Here is a 19,998-nt window from a genome sequence, read left to right on the forward strand (position 1 = left end):
AGAGTCGTGCAAGTTCCGTAGGTTGGTAGTCGTGACTTCTCCGACGGGCCTTCGTGATCTGAAGAAGGCCGCCACCCGCGACGCCCTCGGCATGGCCGCCGTGCGTCTGGGGAAAGAACATGGTTTCGACGCGGTCACCGCCGACGCCATCGCGCACGAGGCGGGAGTCTCCACCCGCACGTTCCACAACTACTTCTCCAACAAGGAAGAAGCAGTTCTCCATCACATCGAAGCGTCGGCTCTCGAATGGTTCGAGCTCCTGCGAGCCAGGCCCTCGACGGAACCGATATGGGATTCGTTGCGGCACATAGCAATCAACCTCGTCTCCGATCCCGGCCGGGACCTCGACGACACCTTCGCGGCGGCGCGGCTGATCGAAGCCAACCCCGCCCTGCTGGCCCGCAAGCTCGAAATGCACCAGTCGCTCACCCGCAAACTCGGCGAAGCCATCGCGGAGCGAACCGGTACCGATATCGACACCGACCTCTACCCCAACCTGCTCCAGATGGCCGTCGGTGGAGCTGTGACCGCTGCCTTGAACATCTGGATCACCGACTCCGCAGGTGCATCGACACCGAGGGCACTCATCGAGGACGCCTTCGACCAACTCCGAGCCGGACTACCCGAACCCAACCGAGGAGCTTGACAGTGGCTACCTATCTCTACCGAATCGGAAGATTCGCGTACCGACGCAAGGGCATCGTCCTCGGACTGTGGCTGGCGATTCTGGTTCTCGCCGGAGTTGGCGCAGCCACGCTGTCCGCACCGACGGTCAACTCGTTCTCCATCCCCGGAACACCCGCTCAGGCCGCACTCGACCTGCAGGAGGAGCGGTTCGGCGGAGCCGAAGACCCGCTGCAAGCGGTCAACGCCGAGTACGTCTTCCAGGCACCGGACGGCCAGTCTCTCGACACCCCGCAGTACACCTCGGCGATCGACGCCACCATCGCCGAGATCGAGAAGGTCGACGCGGCAAAGCCGGCGGAAGGTGCACCGCCACTTGCCGATCCGGTTGCGGCCAACCAGTCGATCATCGAGCAGTACACCAAGGCGGCTACGGAGGCAGGCACCCCGGCCGACAAGGTAGCGGCCGATGCGGCCGCCACCTCGCCGCTGAGTCCCGACGGCAACGTCGGCACCGTTACCGCGCCGATCAACGTCGATCTCGCCGACGTCACCGATCAGATTCGTAGCGATCTCGACGCCGCCGCGCAGCCGGCCCGCGATGCAGGCTTGAACGTCATCTTGGGCGGCACCGTCGCGCAGGAGAACCCGTCGCCCGGTGGAAGTTCGGAACTCGTCGGTCTTGCCGTCGCTGCCATCGTTCTTCTCATCATGTTCGGTTCGGCCGCCGCCGCCAGCTTGCCGCTGATCACCGCGGTCGTCGGCATCGGTATCTCGAGTCTGGCGATCACCACGGCCTCCGGCTTCGCCGATCTGTCCTCGTTCACCCCGGTCCTGGCCATCATGATCGGTCTGGCCGTCGCCATCGACTACTCCCTGTTCATCCTCGCCCGCTATCGACACGAGCTGACGCTGACCGACGATCGCGAGGAAGCCGTCGGGCGGTCGGTGGGAACCGCAGGCTCGGCCGTCGTCTTCGCCGGTGCCACCGTGTTGATCGCCCTCGTCGCGCTACGCGTCGTCGGCATCCCTTTCCTGTCGCAGATGGGTCTGGCCGCAGGTTTTGCCGTGCTGGTCGCCGTCTTGATCGCGTTGACGTTCCTGCCCGCCATGCTCGGCGTCTACAAGGGCAAAGCCTTCGCGGGCAAGCTGAAGTTCGTCAACACCACCGACCCGGAGGACCCGAAGGCCACTCCGACCAACGGACTCCGTTGGGCTCGATTCCTGGTCAAGAGGCCGATCCTCGGCCTCGTCGGAGGCATCGTGCTCCTCGGCGTCATCGCGGGCCCGGCGACCGGCCTCTCGCTCGCTCTGCCGTCCATCGCCACCTCGGACCCCTCCACGCCTGCTCGTCAGGCATACGACATCACCGAGAAAGCCTTCGGACCGGGACGCAACGGCCCGCTGCTCGTCATCGCCGACGCGTCCGGCGTCGCAGAAGCCGATCGCACCGCGTCGTTCGGCAAGGTGGTCGACACGATCACCGGTCAACCCGACGTCACCAACGCACAGATCATTGCCGTCAACCCCGCGGGTGACACGGCTCAGATCCTGGTGACTCCGTCGAGCACACCGAACAGTGACCAGACCAAAGCCCTGGTGACCAACCTTCGCGACGCCGAAAGTGGATTGCAGCAGAGCGAGGGCGTCTCCTATGGAGTGACCGGCGAGACTGCAATCGGAATCGACATCTCCGACCGGCTGCAGAGTGCGCTGATCCCGTACCTGGCAGTGGTCGTCGGCCTGGCATTCGTGCTGCTGATGTTGGTGTTCCGCTCGATCTTGGTGCCGCTGACCGCAACTGTCGGCTTCTTGCTCAGTGTGCTCGCGACCTTCGGTGCCACGGTGTTCATCTTCCAAGAGGGCGGGCTCGGCCTGATCTCCAACCCGCAGCCGATCGTCAGCTTCATGCCGATCTTCCTCATCGGTGTCGTGTTCGGCCTGGCCATGGACTACCAGGTGTTCCTCGTGTCGCGAATGCGTGAGGAGTTCGTCCACGGAGCCGCCGCCAAAGATGCCGTCGTCAACGGCTTCAAGTACGGCGCACGCGTGGTCACCTCGGCCGCAGTCATCATGATCTCGGTGTTCGCCGCGTTCATCGCCGAGCCGGACTCGTTCATCAAGTCCATCGGATTCGCGCTCGCCGCCGCGGTGTTCTTCGACGCGTTCGTCGTGCGCATGGTGCTGATTCCGTCGGTGATGGCGCTGCTCGGCGACAAGGCCTGGTGGCTGCCGAAATGGCTGGACAAGATCCTGCCGAACGTCGACATCGAAGGGGCCAAGCTGAAGACGGCGCCGGTGAAGGACGCCTGACACCCAGCATCGACCGGCCGAAGATTGCCCGTACAGCCCGAAACGGAGAGACTGATATCCATGTGTACGAGTAATCTTCGGCCATCATGCTGATTCCCCTGCTGCGCACCTACCTGGCCCCGTACAAGCTGCCGATAGTCGCGCTGGTTCTGCTGCAACTGGTGGCAACGCTGGCGGCACTGTTCCTCCCCAGCCTCAACGCCGACATCATCGACAAGGGCGTCACCACCGGTGACACGGGCTACATCCTCTCGGCAGGCGGGGTGATGTTGCTGGTATCGGCTGTGCAGATCATCAGCTCCGTGGCCGCGGTGTTCATCGGTGCTCGTGCAGCCATGGGTGTCGGACGCGATCTGCGCGGTGCCATCCTGCATCGCGTCGGCACCTTCTCTGCTCGTGAGGTCGGTCAGTTCGGTGCGCCGTCGCTGATCACCCGCAACACCAACGACGTTCAGCAGGTGCAGTTGGTGATCGTCATGGGGTTCACCATCGTGGTGATGGCCCCGATCATGTGCGTCGGCGGCATCGTGATGTCTCTGCGCGAGGATCTCGGGTTGTCCTGGATTCTGCTGATCGCGGTTCCCGGCCTCGCGATTTCGATGGGCCTGATCATCGTCAAGATGGTGCCTGCGTTCCGTTCGATGCAGAAGCGTATCGATGCCGTCAATCGTGTTCTGCGTGAACAGATCACCGGCATCCGCGTGGTGCGAGCCTTCGTTCGCGAGGATTTCGAGATCGACCGTTTCGGAGCGGCCAACATCGCGCTCACCGACACCGCGCTGCGCGTCGGACGGCTCATGGCCCTGATGTTCCCGACGGTCATGCTCATCAGCAACGTCACCAGCGTGGCCGTCATCTGGTTCGGTGGCCACGCGATCGACAACGGCACCATGCAGATCGGCTCTCTGACAGCGCTGCTGAGCTACATCATGCTCATCCTCATGTCGGTGATGATGGCCTCGTTCATCGCGATGATGGTGCCTCGCGCATCGGTGTGTGCCGATCGCATCAGCGAAGTGCTGGCCACCGAATCCTCGGTCGTGTTGCCGGACAAGCCCAAGACGTTCGCGTCCTCGCCGGGAACGGTCGAGCTGGTGAACGCCGAATTCTCTTTCCCCGGAGCCGAATATCCGGTGCTGTGTGGAGTGAACCTGACTGCCGAGGCAGGCAAGGTCACCGCCATCATCGGCGGCACCGGCTCGGGAAAGTCCACTCTCGTCAACCTGATTCCGCGGCTGATCGACGTCACCGGCGGTGAGGTACGCGTCGGCGGAGTCGATATCCGCGAACTCGACCTGGATCTGCTGCGTTCCGAGATCGGTCTGATTCCGCAGAAGCCGTACCTGTTCTCGGGCACCATCGCGAGCAACCTGCGCTATGGCAAGTCCGATGCCACCGACGCCGAACTGTGGGAGGCACTCGAGATCGCGCAGGGAGCCGATTTCGTCCGCGCCATGCCCGAGGGATTGGAAACCCCCGTCGCACAGGGCGGTACGACGGTCTCCGGTGGTCAGCGGCAGCGCCTCGCCATCGCTCGCGCGCTGGTGCGCAAACCCAGCATCTACCTGTTCGACGATTCGTTCTCCGCGCTCGACCTCACCACCGACGCGAATCTGCGTGCGGCGCTGCGGCCGGTGACGCGAGATGCATGCATGATCGTTGTAGCTCAACGTGTCTCGACGATCATCGACGCCGATCAGATACTCGTACTCGACGACGGAAAGCCGGTAGGTGTGGGTACCCACGACCAATTGATGGCCGATTGCCCCACCTACGCCGAGATCGTCGACTCGCAGCACGCCGTGGGTGCACTGTGACCGCGCAGGTGGAGAAGGTGGAGGGCAAGGACGACGCCCCCGTCGCCAAAGCTGTGGTGCCCGGTACCAAGGCTCGAAACTTCGAGGGCTCGTTGCGGCGATTGATCGGCCTGCTCGCCCCGGAGAAGGTGCTCCTGTCGGTGATGCTGGCATTCGGTATCGCCAGCACGGTGCTGACCGTCGCCGCGCCTACCGTGCTGGGGCACGCGACCGACTTGATCTTCAACGGCGTCGTCGGCCGAGAGCTCGATTCCGACCAGACCAGAGAGCAGGCCATCGACCAGCTCCGCGCGGAGGGCAACGACTCCGTCGCGGACCTGGTGTCCGGTACGGATCTGACTCCTGGAGCCGGAATCGACTTCGGCGCAGTCGGGACCGTGCTGATGTGGGTTCTCGTTCTGTACGTGCTGTCTTCGGTGTTGGCGTGGGCGCAGGGATACATCCTCAACATCGCGCTGCAACGTCGAATCCTGTTGCTGCGCGGGAGCGTCGAAGCGAAGGTGCATCGACTGCCGCTGAAGTACTTCGACAACAATGCCCGCGGTGAGACTCTCAGCCGCGTCACCAACGACATCGACAACGTCTCGACCAGTCTGCAGCAGACGCTGAGTCAGTTGATCACGGGAATTCTGACCGTCCTCGGCATCCTCGGTGTCATGATCTGGATCTCGCCGCTGCTGGCTCTCGTTGCGGTACTGACCATTCCGGCCTCGTTCGCGGTCACTGCCGTCATCGCCAAGCGGTCTCAGCCGCACTTCGTCAATCAGTGGAAGCACACCGGCAAGCTGAACGCTCAGATCGAGGAGACCTACACCGGGCACGAGATCGTCAAGGCCTTCGGCCGTCAGGCAGAGGTGGAACGCGAATTCGGCGACCGCAACGAGAAGCTGTTCCAGTCGAGCTTCAGAGCGCAGTTCATCTCCGGCATGATCATGCCCGTCATCATGTTCCTCGGGAACATCAACTACGTGGTCATCGCCGTCGTCGGCGGACTGCGGGTCGCATCGGGCACGCTCACGCTCGGTGAGGTGCAGGCGTTCATTCAGTACTCGCGTCAGTTCACGCAACCGCTCACTCAGGTGGGTGCAATGGTGAATCTGGTCCAATCGGGCGTGGCGTCCGCCGAGCGCATCTTCGAGGTCCTCGACGCCGAGGAAGAAGACGCCGATCCGGCCGATGCGGTACGACCCAACGAGCGCCGTGGACGCGTCGAATTCGAGAACGTCTCCTTCGGTTACTCGACCGACCGCCCGCTGATCGAAAACCTCTCTCTGGTGGCCGATCCCGGGCACCTGGTGGCGATCGTCGGCCCGACCGGCGCGGGCAAGACCACCCTGGTGAACCTCATCATGCGGTTCTACGAGATAGATTCCGGCCGAATCACCCTCGACGGCGTCGACACTCGAAAGATGACCCGCGAAGAGCTGCGGGCCCGCACCGGAATGGTGCTCCAGGACACCTGGCTGTTCGGCGGAACCATTCGCGAGAACATCGCCTACGGCGACCCGAGCGCGAGCGAGGAGGAAATCCTCGAGGCCGCGCGAGTGAGCTACGTCGACCGCTTCGTGCACTCTCTGCCCGACGGCTACGACACGATCATCGACGAGGAAGGCAACAACGTCAGCGCCGGTGAGAAGCAGCTCATCACCATCGCCCGCGCCTTCCTGGCCAAACCGCTGATCCTCATCCTCGACGAGGCCACCAGCTCCGTCGACACCCGCACCGAACTGCTGGTGCAGAAGGCCACCGCCAAGCTGCGCACCGATCGCACCAGTTTTGTTATCGCCCACAGGCTCTCGACCATCCGCGACGCCGACACCATCGTGGTGATGGAGAACGGCAGCATCGTCGAGCAGGGTGATCACGAGGAACTGCTCGCAGCCAGGGGTGCGTACTTCCGCTTGAATGCGGCTGGCGCCGCAGTGGCGTGATTAGGTGCCCCAGAGGGCACTTAACCGCACCACTGCCGCGCAGCGGCATACTGACTCGGTGAGTTCCTCCAGTTTCGGCTTCGATATCGGCACCCGGCTCGACGGTGAGCTCGGGCGCACCGGCACCATCCACACCCCGCACGGCGACATCGCCACCCCCGCGTTCATCGCGGTGGGAACCAAGGCGACCGTCAAAGCGGTGCTGCCCGAGGCGATGAAGGAACTTGGCGCGCAGGCGGTGCTCGCCAACGCCTATCACCTGTATCTGCAGCCGGGCTCGGACATCGTCGACGAGGCCGGTGGGCTGGGCAAGTTCATGAACTGGGACGGGCCGACGTTCACCGACAGCGGCGGATTTCAGGTGATGTCACTCGGAGTCGGATTCAAGAAGGTCATCTCGATGGACGCCACCCGCGTGCAGTCCGACGACGTCATCGCCGAGGGCAAGGAGCGCCTGGCGCACGTCGACGACGACGGCGTGACGTTCAAGTCCCATCTCGACGGATCCAAGCATCGCTTCACCCCCGAGGTGTCGATGCAGATTCAGCACCGTCTCGGGGCAGATATCATGTTCGCGTTCGACGAGCTGACCACGCTGATGAATACCCGCGGATACCAAGAGAAATCGGTCGATCGCACTCAGGCGTGGGCGAAGCGATGCGTCCTCGAGCACGAACGACTCACCATCGAGCGGGCCGACAAGCCGTACCAGGCGCTGTTCGGGGTGGTCCAAGGCGCGCAGTACGAGGATCTCCGGCGCAAGGCCGCGCACGATCTCGAGACCATCACCGGAGAGAGCGGCAGAGGATTCGATGGCTACGGCATCGGCGGCGCACTCGAGAAGCAGAACCTGGGCACCATCACCCGGTGGGTGAACGAGGAACTGCCCGAACACAAGCCGCGTCACATGCTCGGTATCAGCGAGCCGGACGACTTCTTCGTCGCCATCGAGAACGGTGCCGACACCTTCGACTGCGTCAATCCCTCACGGGTAGCGCGCAATGCGGCGATCTACGTGCCGACGGGGCGCTTCAACATCAACACCGCCAAGCATCGACGCGACTTCACCCCGATCGACGAGAACTGCGACTGCTATACCTGCGCGCACTACACCAAGGCCTATATCCATCACCTGTTCAAGGCCAAGGAAATGCTCGCCTCGACGCTGTGCACCATCCATAACGAGCGCTTCACGGTGAAGCTCGTCGACGACATTCGTGCCTCGATCGAGCAGGGACGGTTCGCCGAGTTCAAGACGGAGTTTCTGGGTCGTTTCTATGCACCGAAGACTGCGTGAGCTGATCTTCTAGCTCCGAAATCCGCTGTAGCAGTTCCTGTTCCCGCTCGGCCGCCTTGCGCTGGTACACCTCGGACAGCTCCGCGAGGTAATTGGCGTCGTAGCGGGGAATGATGCTGCGGGTGCAGTTCCAGTCGAAGGCCTCGACATCGATGACGACGCTGCGTTCGCACGTGGCGGCCACGGTCAGGTCGCCGATCTTTTTCAGACGATCCAGCAGTTCGGGGTCTTCGGCCTTCTCGACGGTGCGAGCCCGCCCGTAGAGCTTGAGTCGTTGCCGCAGAGGGTAATTCACGAGAAACAGTGCGACGCGATCGTCGTGATCGAGATTGGCCGCCGTCACGTACTGATGGTTGCCGGCGAAGTCCGCAAAGCCCAAGGTGTGATCGTCGAGGACCTGCAAAAACCCCTTAGGGCCACTTCGATACTGGATGTAGGGCCATCCGGTCTCGGCGACGGTGGCGATCTGGAATTGATCCAGCGCGCGAATCATGGCCTTCTCGCGAGTGTCGAGAGGCGTCGGGCCGTCGTCGGGTCGCTCGGTGTGCGAGCCGTACGCGTTGTAACTGCCGTCGACCTTCTGCCGCGCAATCGCCGCAGGGCCGAACATCAAATGGTGATAGTGGTTGTTCGGCGGCACGAGGTTCACCATATGACACCGGGGCCTCATCACCGCCTCGAAGGAATCGACGTGTCGGAGGCAACCGCAACAATCTCCTACGCCGGATGTGCCGCGATCGAGCACAATGGACAAGTTGGTGAAATACGGGCGAGCCAGAGCGGAGTTGATGACCATGACCACTCAATTCGAGTTTCGACTCAGCGGTTCGGATGCCCCCGAGGGCGAGCTGGACGCCGACGACCTGATTGCACTCGTCCAGAGTCTCAAATCGGTAGCGATGAACATCGGCCGAAGCGAAACCGATGCTGATCCGCTGGGGCGCGCCCCAGCACGGGTTCACCGCGTCGCGAATCTGGTCGTCGGGTTGGCCCCTGGTAGTACAAGGCTGCTCGTCCGCCGAGCGGGCGCAGGGCCGGATGCGTTGGACTTCGATCTGGCAGACGAGGAAGCTTTCGACGCCAAATTCGCGCAGTTGGTGGAGTCCATCGGTCTCGACCATCGGCCGGATTGGGTGAGTGATTCGCTGTCGCACGCCGCGGGCGAGTTGGCATCGGCACTTCGCCGCGCTGCCCCGGAAGTCGAATTCAAAGCGGGCGGGCTGACGCGACAGGCTTTTACTACGACGGCACTGCGACCCGAGACCTGGGAGGTCGCTACCAGTTTGTCGATCGAGCTCAGCACTTTCGTCGGTCGCCTGTATTCGGCAAATCTGCACACTCACCGCTTTCAGGTGGAGGACGATGTCGGCAACCAAGTCGCTCTGCCTGATGTGGCCGACGACTCGGAACTCGGCCCGTTGCTCGGCAGGCATGTGACTGTGACCGGTACGCCGGAGGTCGGCGCGGACGGACAGTTGAAGAGGCTGTTGAACTCGAGGATTGCTGCGCTTCCTGAATCTGTCGCGGAGACAGGGGTCTCGGACGCCGTCCCCCTCGGCGACATCCTGGCAGATGCCCCCGGTATCGAGCCCGGCGGAATCGACGGTGTGAGCAACGACGAAGCTGACGCGTTTTTCGCTGCTCTCGGGTTATGACCAGACCCTCGAGCCCGGGAGCTGCTCTCCTCGATACCGATGTTTTCAGCATTCTGTACATCGACCCGGCCAGAGCTGCACATCGCGGTCACCCAGTTACGGACCTGCGCGCACGGTTGGCCGGGCTTCAGGTCGTCATCGCATTCCAGACAAGGGCGGAAGTGCTTGCAGGTGCGATCGCGGGCAACTGGGGTGAGCGCAGAGTAGCGGCAGCTCGGGACAAGCTGGACTCGGCTCCGACGATCTCCATCGACCGCGAGGTCGTCGACGCTTACGCAGTACTGAACGCCGCGTGCAAGAGTGCAGATCACGCGCTACACGCCAAAATCCACACCGGTGATCGCTGGATCGCCGCATGCGCAATTGCGAAAGGCGTGCCATTGCTGAGCCTGGACGGCATCTATTCCGGAGCGCCGGACCTGGCCCTTCTGGGCGGCTGAGCCCCCCGACTCTCACGGTTGCACAATTCGCTCCTCGGCGTCCCGCCCGCACTGCGCGTAGCTTGGTACTACAACACATGTAGTAGCCAAGACCGCCGTGGGGGGACCACCATGCTCGACGCCTTGCCTTTGACTTCGGCGCAGGCCGATATCTGGATGGCTCAGCAATTCATGCCCGACGTGCCCTTCGCCATTGCGTACTACGTCGACATCGTCGGTGCCGTCGACGTCGACACCCTGGTTGCCAGTGGCAGCAGGGCGCATCGGGAGTTCATGTCGTCGACGATGCGAATCGCCGAGCTCGACGGGACGCCGGTCCAGCATTTCGTTCCGCGGGAGACCGAGGCAGTGGAGATCCTCGACTTTCGTGGACACGACCGTCCGTACGACGCGGCCGAGCGGTGGATGAACGAGGACTGCCGTACTCCGTTGTCGATGGACGGCCAACTCGTCCGGTTACGGTTACTTCGAATCGGTGACGAACGCGTCTTGTGGTACACCAGGGCGCACCACATCGCACTCGACGGGTATTCCTCGATGAAGGTGCTCGAGCGTGCGGCGGACCTGTATGCCGCGATGCAGGACGGCGTCGAGCCACCGCGGATCGATCCCACGACTCCGGCGGCACTTCTCGCCGAGGACGAGCGCTACCGCGTATCCGCCCGTGCGCGGCGCGATCGGGCGCACTGGGAGTCCGCTGACCTGGGCTATGCCGCACCTTGGGGCCGGAGTGCTCATCATGCGTCGGTGCCGATCGTCGTCGGCGAGGATCGGTCGATCTCTCCGACCGTTCGAGGTCATGCCACGTCGTCCGTGGTGATCGCGGCATTCGCTGCTTTCCTCTCGCGCATGAACGAGGTGGACGACGTCGGTCTGTCGCTGCCGGTGTCGGCGCGGCCGACAGCAATGCTGCGCGCGGCCGGATCGTCGTTGTCGCATGTGGTGCCGCTGCGGTTGCCGGGCATCGGATCGGCGACGGTGAACAACGTGGTGAAGTCGGCCGAGGTCGCGATCGGGGCCGTGCTGCGGCATCAGCGCAGCAGGCCGCCGGTGTCCGAGATCGGGAATGCCCTGCACGCAGGGCGTTTCGGGCCGACCATCAACGTGATGATGTTCGCGAACACCGTGGCCGTCGGTGACTTCGACGGCGAGATCGGCATTCTGACCACAGGCCCGGTGTCGGATCTTGCCGTCAACATCTATCCCGGGCGAGGGGGAGCGCGTCCTCGTATCGACTTCGAAGCCAATCCTGCCGCCTACACACCGAGCGACCTGGCGCGCCACCATGCTCGGTTCCTGCACTTTCTCGAACGTTTCGCCGAGTCCGCCCACGGTGATACGGCCGTGGCAGATCTAGACCTGTTCCTGCCCCAAGAATCGCGCATGACGCCTGCGTCGGTGGGAGAGGCCGTGACGGATCGTGGATCGCTGAACGACGTGTTCTCGACGGCAATCATGGAGCACGGCAATCGAATTGCGATTCAGGAGGCGCATCTTTCGGTCACCTACGCAGAGTTGGGCGCGAGAGTCGCCGCACTCGCATGCGCCTTGAGTGCCCGAGGAATCGGTACCGAAGACCGGGTCGCCGTTCGCATCGGCCGATCCCTCGAGGGGGTCGTCGCGTTCTGGGCAATTGCACGAGTGGGCGCTGTGTACGTTCCGGTCGACCCGAATTACCCGCGCGAGCGAGCGCAGTTCGTGGTGCGAGACAGCGGGGCGGTGTTGGGCCTGTGCACGGTCGGCCGCGAAATCGGTGACGTGGAGTGGCTGAACCTCGATGACGTTCCCGCGGAGGGTGGCCCGGGAGACGAAGCCGCGCCGCCGACACCGCACCCCGCGGCGTACATCATCTACACCTCCGGCTCCACCGGCACTCCCAAAGGCGTCGTCGTCACCCACGCCGGCATCGCCGCGTTGGTGCAACAGATCAGGAGTAGCTACCACCTCGACGTCGACTCACGAGTCTGTCACCTCGCTTCGCCCGGATTCGACACAGCCATCGTCGAGGTGCTGGCCGCAGCAACCGCAGGCGCGGCAGTGGTGATCGCGCCTGCGGGTAGCTACGCGGGCGCTGAATTGTCCGATCTGATCGTGCAGCAGGCAATTACACACCTGCTCATCACGCCCTCGGCTCTGTCGACATTGGATCCCTCGGTATTGGCAGGTGTCGGGACCATCATCATCGGCGGTGAGGCGGCGCCGCAGGATAAGGTCGACCGCTGGTCGGTGAGTCGACGACTGCTCAACGCCTATGGCCCCACCGAGACGACCTGCAGTGTCACGATGACCGCACCACTGAACCCGGGCAGCGCGGACGGAATCGGTCGAGCCATGGTGGGGGCGGTGATTCACCTTCTCGATCGCACACTGCGGCCCGTTCCGTCGGGCGCTGTCGGCGAGATCTACATCGAGACTTCCGGTGTCGCGCGCGGATATCTCGGTCGCACTGCGGATACAGCGGCGCGCTTCGTTGCGAACCCGTTCGGCAGCAGCGGGACTCGGATCTTCCGCAGTGGAGATCGGGCGCGTCTACGCGGCGACGGCACACTGGAGTTCCTCGGCCGCACCGACGACCAGATCAAGATCCGGGGAAATCGCGTCGAACTGGGTGAGGTCGACGCTGCGTTGCGCGCGTATCCGGGTGTCGCTGCAGCATCATCGGCATTACGTCGCAGTCGGACTGGGGATCTGCGTCTCGACGGGTATGTCGTAGCCGCGCGCACCGGACACGTGCTCGACACCGAGCGCATTCGTAACGATCTCGCCGGAAGATTGCCCGCCCACATGGTGCCGGCGACCATCTCGCTTCTCGACGAGGTTCCGCTGACGGTCAATCGTAAGGTCGATCGCGACGCCCTTCCTGTTCCGACCCCGACCACTCCGGCGACCGGTACTCCGATCGAGCCGTCCGGTGCCACCGAGGAGATGGTGGCGGCAGCGTTCGCGCGCGTGCTCGGTATCGATGATATCGATTGCGCCGCTTCGTTCTTCGATATCGGGGGCGACTCGCTGGCGGCGAGCAGAGTCGTCGCATCGGTGCGGTCCGAGTCCTCGGTGGTCGTCGGTGTGCGAGACCTGGCCGGTGCCCCGTCCGTTCAGGCCTTGGCAGCACGCATCGACGAACGTCGACTTACCGGGCGTCAGCAGAATTCGCGGCCCGAACGCGGAATGTCGAGGGGGGTAGACGCAATTCCACTCGCGCCGCAGCAACGCCACATCGATCGAAGTGCCCACCTACCGCTGTACAACTTGCCGTTCACGGTCACGATTTCCGGGGAATTCCACTGCGCGACAGCCTTGCGGGCGATGACCGACCTGATCGATCGGCACCACACCCTGCGGACGCGCTACCCGGATGTCGACGGGGTTCCGGTGCAGGTTGTCGAGCCGGATTCGGCGAGGGCGGTATCGAACCTCGATGTTGTCGACTTCGATGACGCCGCAGTGTTGAACACGCTCGAGCAACCGTTCGACGTGCGCACCGAGTTTCCGATCCGGGCTCGCCTGTTCGCAGTAGCGCCCGATCACCACGTGCTCGCGTGCTCCGTCCACCACAGTGCAGCGGACGGTTGGTCACTGGGGCTTTTGGCGTCGGATTTCCTCCTGGCATATCACGCCAGGATTGCCGGCACCGTACCGTCGTGGCCCGAATTATCCTTGCAGTACGCCGATTACAGCGTCTGGGCCGCCGAACGCGACGTGTCTGCCGATCTCGACTTCTGGCGCGCGGAGTTGGCGGATGTACCCGGCTCGAGGGACTTGCCGTTGGACCGCCCTCGTACGCAGTACTGGGACTTCTCCGGCGCTCGCACGTCGCTTCGGTTCGACGCAGCCACCACCGAGAGAATGACCGATCTGGCACAGCGTTGCGGGACAGGACGATTCACCGTTCTTCGCGCAGCACTGTTGATTCTGCTCGCCCAGGCCACGGAATCCACCGACATCGTCATCGGAACCCCGGTAGCCGGTCGCGACGACCCGAGGCTGGAGCAACTCGTCGGAACCTTCACCAACACCGTCGCCATCCGGACGAAGATCGCCGCGGCCACGACCGTCGAGGACATCGTGCAGTTGGCCCGTGCGAGCGAACTACTGGCCTTCGACCATGCCTCCGTTCCGTTCGAGGACGTCGTCGCCGATCTCGCGGCCGACTCGACGGACGGGCGGCACCCGATCTTTCAGGTGGCGATGTCGTTGGACGTCTTCAGCGCCGCGACCCTTTCCGTCGGGGACGTACGCTTAGAGGTCACGCCGCAGCCTCTCGACATCGCCAAGTGCGATCTCCACTTTCACGTCACTGACCATCGAGACGGCGAAGATGATCCCATCGAGACTGTGGTCGATATCGTCTATCCCACAGCGTTGTTCGACGAGTCGACGGTGGTCGAATTCGGTCGTCGCTATGAGGAGATCGTGCGGGCGATCGTGGCCGATCCGGCATCGACATGGAGGGATTCTCCGTCAACCGAACTACTACACACTGTGTAGCATCAATCGTGCGTGACGTGCACGCGACTTGTCGAGCATTGCGGGAGAACGCATGTCCACGATCAACGGTCTACCGGCCCACCTCCTTCTGATTCACTTCATCGTGGTGCTGGCACCGCTCACCGCGATCCTCGCCATCGGCGCCAGCATCTGGACCGGTGTGCGCAGCAAACTCGTGTGGCTCATTGCAGTCCTGGCGGTGTTCACGCTGGTGCTGACTCCGCTGACGACCGAGGCGGGCGAGTGGCTCGAGAAGCGCGTCCCCGAGACGGCAGCGGTCGAACAGCACACCGAGATCGGTGACTGGATGATCTACTTCTCCGTCGGTCTGGTCGTCGTCGCCGCAGCACTGGTGCTCCTGCATCTACGCGAGCGACGCGGCAACGCGCCTGTGCGGTGGCAGTCGTTTGCGGTGGTGGTGTTGGCCGTAGTGATCGGAGCGACGACAATCGTGCAGGTGTACAGAATCGGAGAGTCCGGCGCGCGTGCCGCGTGGGAAGACGTGACGGCGGTCGGCAATGGCTGAGGTGGAACCGGCGCTGCACGAGCACGAACCCCACGGTGATCTGTCGGGTCGGTTGAACTGGCTTCGGGCCGGGGTTTTGGGCGCGAACGACGGCATCGTGTCCACCGCAGGCCTGGTGGTCGGCGTGGCCGCGGCCACAACCGATCGCGGGTCGTTGCTCACGGCGGGCATTGCCGGTCTTGTCGCCGGAGCGGTGTCGATGGCCCTCGGCGAATACGTCTCGGTGAGCACGCAGCGCGACGCGGAGCGTTCGCTGCTCATCAAGGAGCAGCGGGAGCTGGCCGAGGAGCCCGAGGAGGAGCTGGCCGAGCTGGCTGCACTCTACGAGGCCAAGGGGCTGTCCGCGGAGACCGCGCAGAAGGTTGCGCAGGAACTGACCGATCACGATCCGTTCGCCGCGCACGTGGACATCGAATTGGGAATCGACCCCGATGCGTTGACCAATCCATGGCAAGCAGCCGGATCGTCGGCGGTGTCGTTCATCAGCGGTGCCCTGTTGCCGTTGCTCTCGATCCTGCTTCTTCCTGCCTCGCAACGTATTCCGGTCACGTTCGTCGTGGTGTTGCTTGCTCTGGCGTTGACCGGAACCATCAGCGCGCGCCTCGGTGGAGCGCCGAGTCGTCCTGCAGTGACTCGAATCGTGATCGGTGGTGCGATCGCGATGGCGGTCACCTACGCGATCGGCCAATTGGCCGGAGTGGCCGGAATCTGATCCGCGTCAGCGGAAGACGGAGGTGGCGACTTCGCCCGCCTCCGGTGCGATGACGTCCTGAACGACGTCGAACAGCGATGCCGAAATGACCGCGAACGCAAGGATCAGTACCAGTCCGGCCGCGAAGACTCTGCGATCCTGACGCGGCGGCGGTGGCTCGCTCAGGGCCTGGACACGACGCACGACATCTCCGCCGGTGCCGGCGAGCGTTCGCGGGCCGCGCTCGATGTGGGCGCGGAGCAGAGCGATTCTGGCGATGGCGGACAACGTGTCCGGACGACCGTGTGCGGCTGCGCTCTCGTCCGCTTGGCGCTCGGCGGCGTGCCGTACCTTCGCGCAGATCGGCTGCAGAATCGGATCGAATTGCGCCGCAATCTCGCACATCTGGATCCAGAAGCTGTGTCGATGCCGCAGGTGCGCGTGCTCGTGTTCGATCACTGCACGTAACTCGTTGTCCGACAATGCGTGCGCAAGCCCGGTGGTGATCACGACGGCACCGCCGCCGGAGGGAACGGCGAACGCGTCGGGCATATCGGTCTCGACGAGGACGATGCCTCCCGATTCGCGTGCCTCGACACCGAATTCGGATGCGACGGACGATCCGACGATGACGCGTCGAACATGTTGTGCCACCTCGAACAAGCGCCACAGAATCCATGCCGTGGTGGCGATCCCCAGCACCACCTGAACTGTCTCGCCCGACGCCAGCAGCACCGCTGCGAGTGCGGCCATCGACGACGCCACGGCGAATGCAGTGACGACGGCGAGTAGGGGAAACAGGACGACGGCCGTCTGCGGGCTCAGCCGCCGGTCGATGTGCTCGGCTCCGAACCGGATCGTGAGCGAGAGCGCCCACGGGAGGATTGCGACGACCAGCAGCAGTGTCATGACCGTGGTTCGTCGGCCTTCGCCAACAGACTGCGCAGCGTCGCCTCGTCCTCGGAGTCGAGTGAGGCCACGAAGCTGGCCAGCACATCGGCGCGTTCGGGTCTCGCGCCGAGTTCGGTGCGCATTCGCATCGCTGCTCGCAATGCGGGGATCTCGCGAACCGGGGCATTGAGTGTGTAGACGAACGAGCGCCCACGCCTTTCACGATCGACGAGGCCCTTGCCGTGCAGCCGCACCAGCGCGGTCATGACGGTGGTGTGGGCGAGATCGGATCCGAGATGCTCGCGTGCCTGGGCCACCGACAATTCCGTGTGAACGCCGAGCAATTCGAGGATCGACTCCTCCAATTGCCCGGACGCTCTACGCACTCGAAATCCCTCGCTCGTGTCGTTACCCCGAGGATAGGCCACGTCGAGGATCTTCTACGGATGTCGGCCGGGTCCTACTGCTCCTGGTACGACGGTTCGCGTTTCTTGATGTACGAGATGACGCGGTAGGTGATCGGCATGACGATGACCTCGGCCAGCGTCTTCCACAGGAATCCGACGATGACGTAGTTGACGAAGTCGGTCCATGTGCTGATGCCGATGACTCCGGCAGCAATGGAGCAGAAGATCAGGGTGTCGAAGAACTCGCCGACGATGGTCGACCCGATCAGTCGCGCCCACAGGTGCTTTTCCTTGGTGCGCTCCTTGATCTTGACCAGGACGACGGAGTTGAGTAGCTGCCCGACGGTATAGCCGGCGAGACCGGCGAGAACCAGCCGGGGGACGACGCCGACGACGGATTCGAGGGCGGCCTGGTTCTCGTAGAACGAGGCGGCGGGAAGTTCGATGGCGATCCAGAAGCACACGGAGGTGAGCAGCAGGGAGCCGAATCCCAGATAGATCGCGCGGCGCGTGGCTTTGAAGCCGTAGACCTCGCTGAGCACGTCGCCGAGGATGTAGGCGAGGGGGAAGAGGAAGAACGCGCCGTCGGTGTTGATCGGCAGGATTTGGAACGGTCCGAGCATGACGTCGGACGAGGCGAAGAAGGCGACACCTTTGCTGGCGGCCACGTTCGAGATCAGCAGCGTCGCCACGAAGAGCGCGACGATGGGGGCGTAGTACCCCTTGCTGATGTGAGCGAACGTGGCCTGCCCAGACTCGGTGCCGCCGTCGGGGGCGGTGTGTTCGGTAGTAGTCACCGCTCGATCCAAGCACCCACACGACGATGGGCGCGAATCCCCGACTCACGGATCAGGTGGTGGAGGGGTCGAACACCCACGGTTCGCGTGGCACCAGCGTCGGCTTCCACTGCTCGAGCAATTCCTCGGCGTTTCTCGCGTCGGGCATACCGAGGGAGGCGGTGATGAGTGCCCACGCGTCGGGTCGTTCGCGCAGCGTGACCGCGCCGTCACGCTTGGCCAGACGCTTGCCCTCGACGTTGAGGCCCAGGGGCACGTGGACGTAGGTGGCTGGAGTGAGCCCGAGGAGCTTCGCCAGGTATCCCTGCCGCGGGGCGGAGGTGAGGAGGTCGTCGCCGCGCACGATCTGGTCGACGCCCTGCGCGCCGTCGTCGACGACCACCGCCAGATTGTAGGCAGGGACGCCGTCGGACCTTCGGAGTACGAAGTCGTCGACCTGACCCCGGAACAGGCCGTGCAGTTGGTCGACGATCGTGAATTCGTTTGTCTGTGAACGCAATCGGATAGCGGGTGGTCGGTCCTTGGCTGCTTTCTGGTCCGCGGTGAGATCCCGGCAGGTTCCGGGGTAGGCCCCGTCGGGTGCGTGCGGAGCAGAAGCCGCCTGGAGGATTTCCCGACGTGTACAGAAACATTCGTAGGTCATCCCGGCCGCACCGAGCGTGCGAATCGTGGCGTCGTAGATCTCCCGGCGCTCGGATTGACGCATGATGGGCCCGTCCCAGTCGAGTCCTATCGCTGCGAGATCCTCGAGCTGACGTTGTTCGGAGCCGGCCTTCACTCGGTCGAGGTCTTCGACGCGCATCACGAACCGACGTTCGGTGGAGCGAGCGAACAGCCATGCCAACAATGCGGTTCGAAGATTGCCGAGATGCAGATCGCCCGAGGGACTGGGAGCGAAGCGTCCGACGGGCATGGGTACATCGTAGTTTCGGATGCCGCGGAGGAGCATTTCCAGTGCGACGCTGCGTGCGGTGCGCACCCGGGGGGTGAACCGACTGCACCGAACCGCAGTCGAGTTGGCTAGTCTTCCAACATAGGCAACGTTTGCCTAACTTAGACGATGAGGAAAGTATGCGGACCTTCAGGATTTCCCCGACTCGAACTCGCGCCTCTCGGCGCACACTGACGACGGCATTCGCCGTGCTCGCCGTGGTGGGTACCACCGCATTGAGCGGATGCTCCTCGTCCGACAACGGGCCGGCAGAGGCGGACAAGACCGCCTCGGAGCCCGGTTTCAGCTACGTGGACGGCCGCGGAAAGACAGTCGAGCTCGACGCGGTCCCGTCACGCATCGTGGCCAGCGAACAGGCCGCAGCAGCGTTGATCCCGTTGGGCATCGAACCGGTCGGGATCTGGGGAGGGAGCTCCTTCGAGTCGTCGATCCCACTGCGCGGCCTCGATCTCGATGGCATCGAAAGCGTGGGACAGGCGTACGGCGACATCGACGTCGAGAAGGTCGCAGCCCTCGACCCCGATGTGATCATCACCGGCTGGTACGCAGGCGACGCGTACGGTGGCCTCGGTCTGGAAACGTCGGACCTCGCCAAGAAGCTCGAGCAGGTTGCGCCGTTCCTCGCGGTGTCTGCGCAGAAGCCCTCGTCCGAGAGCTTGCAGGACTACGAGGCCCTGGCCACGGCACTCGGTGCGGACGTCGATACCGAAGCAACCAGGGCCGACCGTGACGCCTACGACTCTGCGGTCGCGGACCTGAAGAAATCGATCGCAGCCAAGCCTGGTTTGACCGCGATGGCCATTTCCCCATCGGACCAGTACTACGTCGCGATCAACGACGAGTTTCCCGAACTGCGCGACTACAAGAACTGGGGTCTGACCCTTCTGGAGTCCGACGTTCCGCGCGCCGCCGACTCGGGATCCTTCACGCCGGTGAACTGGGAAAATGCCGGTCAGTACCAGCCCAATCTCATTCTGCTGGACACTCGTTCGTACTCGACCCCGCTGGCCGAGTTGGAGGCCGACCGGCCGACGTGGGCTCTGGTGAACGCGGCCAAGGCCGGCAACATCGCCGACTGGACTACCGACGCGACCAACAACTACGCGAGCTACACCGCACAGATCGTCGCCCTGACAGCGGCAATCGACAAGACCACGGTCTAGATCCAC

At 63.8% G+C, this 19,998-nt stretch carries 16 protein-coding genes; 11 read left to right on the plus strand and 5 right to left on the minus strand.

Translation table 11 applies throughout. The features are described from left to right. The first annotated feature begins 31 nt into the window (after positions 1-31). From ACNEOT_RS04645 to tgt, 5 genes are all read left to right on the plus strand, one after another. A complete protein-coding gene (locus ACNEOT_RS04645; RefSeq protein ID WP_415972514.1) occupies positions 32-646 on the plus strand; it encodes a TetR family transcriptional regulator in 615 nt (204 codons plus the stop codon). A gap of 2 nt (positions 647-648) precedes the next feature. Further along, the gene (locus ACNEOT_RS04650) at positions 649-2,937 is read left to right on the plus strand and encodes an MMPL family transporter (RefSeq protein ID WP_415972515.1); all 2,289 of its coding nucleotides are present in this window, start codon (positions 649-651) and stop codon (positions 2,935-2,937) included. Between the two features lie 86 nt (positions 2,938-3,023). After that, positions 3,024-4,754, plus strand: a complete 1,731-nt coding sequence (locus ACNEOT_RS04655) for an ABC transporter ATP-binding protein (protein ID WP_415972517.1) — start codon at positions 3,024-3,026, stop codon at positions 4,752-4,754. Between the two features lie 8 nt (positions 4,755-4,762). After that, positions 4,763-6,685, plus strand: a complete 1,923-nt coding sequence (locus ACNEOT_RS04660; protein ID WP_415973652.1) for an ABC transporter ATP-binding protein — start codon at positions 4,763-4,765, stop codon at positions 6,683-6,685. Positions 6,686-6,743: 58 nt separating this feature from the next. Next, positions 6,744-7,982, plus strand: coding sequence for a tRNA guanosine(34) transglycosylase Tgt (tgt, locus tag ACNEOT_RS04665; protein ID WP_415972520.1), 1,239 nt, complete (start codon positions 6,744-6,746; stop codon positions 7,980-7,982). Here the strand turns inward: tgt and ACNEOT_RS04670 are convergent. Next, complete coding sequence (locus ACNEOT_RS04670) at positions 7,936-8,592, minus strand: pyridoxamine 5'-phosphate oxidase family protein (RefSeq protein WP_415973653.1); 657 nt, start codon at positions 8,590-8,592, stop codon at positions 7,936-7,938. The genes tgt and ACNEOT_RS04670 overlap by 47 nt on opposite strands. 184 nt (positions 8,593-8,776) lie before the next feature. Here ACNEOT_RS04670 and ACNEOT_RS04675 point away from each other — a divergent pair, with 184 nt between their 5' ends. From ACNEOT_RS04675 to ACNEOT_RS04695, 5 genes are all read left to right on the plus strand, one after another. Further along, complete coding sequence (locus tag ACNEOT_RS04675) at positions 8,777-9,637, plus strand: hypothetical protein (RefSeq protein ID WP_415972522.1); 861 nt, start codon at positions 8,777-8,779, stop codon at positions 9,635-9,637. Continuing rightward, complete coding sequence (locus tag ACNEOT_RS04680) at positions 9,634-10,077, plus strand: PIN domain-containing protein (protein WP_415972524.1); 444 nt, start codon at positions 9,634-9,636, stop codon at positions 10,075-10,077. The genes ACNEOT_RS04675 and ACNEOT_RS04680 overlap by 4 nt, the downstream gene beginning before the upstream one ends. A gap of 111 nt (positions 10,078-10,188) precedes the next feature. Continuing rightward, the gene (locus tag ACNEOT_RS04685) at positions 10,189-14,565 is read left to right on the plus strand and encodes an amino acid adenylation domain-containing protein (protein ID WP_415972526.1); all 4,377 of its coding nucleotides are present in this window, start codon (positions 10,189-10,191) and stop codon (positions 14,563-14,565) included. 52 nt (positions 14,566-14,617) lie between these two features. Continuing rightward, a complete protein-coding gene (locus ACNEOT_RS04690) occupies positions 14,618-15,091 on the plus strand; it encodes a DUF2231 domain-containing protein (RefSeq protein WP_415972528.1) in 474 nt (157 codons plus the stop codon). Continuing rightward, entirely contained in the window at positions 15,084-15,803 is a 720-nt protein-coding gene (locus ACNEOT_RS04695; RefSeq protein WP_415972530.1) for a VIT family protein, read from the plus strand. The genes ACNEOT_RS04690 and ACNEOT_RS04695 overlap by 8 nt, the downstream gene beginning before the upstream one ends. A gap of 6 nt (positions 15,804-15,809) precedes the next feature. On the opposite strand, the gene ACNEOT_RS04700 is transcribed toward ACNEOT_RS04695, so the two are convergent. The 4 genes from ACNEOT_RS04700 to gluQRS form a co-directional block, all read right to left on the minus strand. Next, positions 15,810-16,691 (minus strand): M56 family metallopeptidase, encoded by an 882-nt coding sequence (locus ACNEOT_RS04700; protein WP_415972532.1) that lies wholly within the window; start codon positions 16,689-16,691, stop codon positions 15,810-15,812. Beyond that, positions 16,688-17,059 carry a BlaI/MecI/CopY family transcriptional regulator gene (locus tag ACNEOT_RS04705; RefSeq protein ID WP_415972534.1) on the minus strand — a complete coding sequence of 124 codons (372 nt, stop codon included), beginning with the start codon at positions 17,057-17,059 and terminating at the stop codon, positions 16,688-16,690. The genes ACNEOT_RS04700 and ACNEOT_RS04705 overlap by 4 nt, the downstream gene beginning before the upstream one ends. A 74-nt stretch (positions 17,060-17,133) precedes the next feature. Further along, positions 17,134-17,877, minus strand: a complete 744-nt coding sequence (locus tag ACNEOT_RS04710; protein ID WP_415972536.1) for a queuosine precursor transporter — start codon at positions 17,875-17,877, stop codon at positions 17,134-17,136. A 52-nt stretch (positions 17,878-17,929) separates the two neighbouring features. Then, the gene (gluQRS, locus tag ACNEOT_RS04715; protein ID WP_415972538.1) at positions 17,930-18,790 is read right to left on the minus strand and encodes a tRNA glutamyl-Q(34) synthetase GluQRS; all 861 of its coding nucleotides are present in this window, start codon (positions 18,788-18,790) and stop codon (positions 17,930-17,932) included. A gap of 158 nt (positions 18,791-18,948) precedes the next feature. Between gluQRS and ACNEOT_RS04720 the strand changes: the two genes are divergently transcribed. Further along, positions 18,949-19,992, plus strand: coding sequence for an ABC transporter substrate-binding protein (locus ACNEOT_RS04720; RefSeq protein WP_415972540.1), 1,044 nt, complete (start codon positions 18,949-18,951; stop codon positions 19,990-19,992). Positions 19,993-19,998: the final 6 nt, after the last annotated feature.

It is taken from the genome of Rhodococcus sp. 077-4 (assembly GCF_047782425.1).
Taxonomy (GTDB): Bacteria; Actinomycetota; Actinomycetes; order Mycobacteriales; family Mycobacteriaceae; genus Rhodococcoides.

Bases quoted from the DNA above. Each gene is read 5' to 3' on its own strand.
- ACNEOT_RS04720 (WP_415972540.1), top strand. From the start codon at position 18,949: ATGCGGACCTTCAGGATTTCCCCGACTCGAACTCGCGCCTCTCGGCGC.
- ACNEOT_RS04700 (WP_415972532.1), bottom strand. From the start codon at position 16,691: ATGACACTGCTGCTGGTCGTCGCAATCCTCCCGTGGGCGCTCTCGCTC.
- ACNEOT_RS04695 (WP_415972530.1), top strand. From the start codon at position 15,084: ATGGCTGAGGTGGAACCGGCGCTGCACGAGCACGAACCCCACGGTGAT.
- ACNEOT_RS04680 (WP_415972524.1), top strand. From the start codon at position 9,634: ATGACCAGACCCTCGAGCCCGGGAGCTGCTCTCCTCGATACCGATGTT.
- ACNEOT_RS04675 (WP_415972522.1), top strand. From the start codon at position 8,777: ATGACCACTCAATTCGAGTTTCGACTCAGCGGTTCGGATGCCCCCGAG.
- ACNEOT_RS04655 (WP_415972517.1), top strand. From the start codon at position 3,024: ATGCTGATTCCCCTGCTGCGCACCTACCTGGCCCCGTACAAGCTGCCG.
- ACNEOT_RS04685 (WP_415972526.1), top strand. From the start codon at position 10,189: ATGCTCGACGCCTTGCCTTTGACTTCGGCGCAGGCCGATATCTGGATG.
- ACNEOT_RS04670 (WP_415973653.1), bottom strand. From the start codon at position 8,592: ATGTTCGGCCCTGCGGCGATTGCGCGGCAGAAGGTCGACGGCAGTTAC.
- ACNEOT_RS04690 (WP_415972528.1), top strand. From the start codon at position 14,618: ATGTCCACGATCAACGGTCTACCGGCCCACCTCCTTCTGATTCACTTC.
- gluQRS (WP_415972538.1), bottom strand. From the start codon at position 18,790: ATGCCCGTCGGACGCTTCGCTCCCAGTCCCTCGGGCGATCTGCATCTC.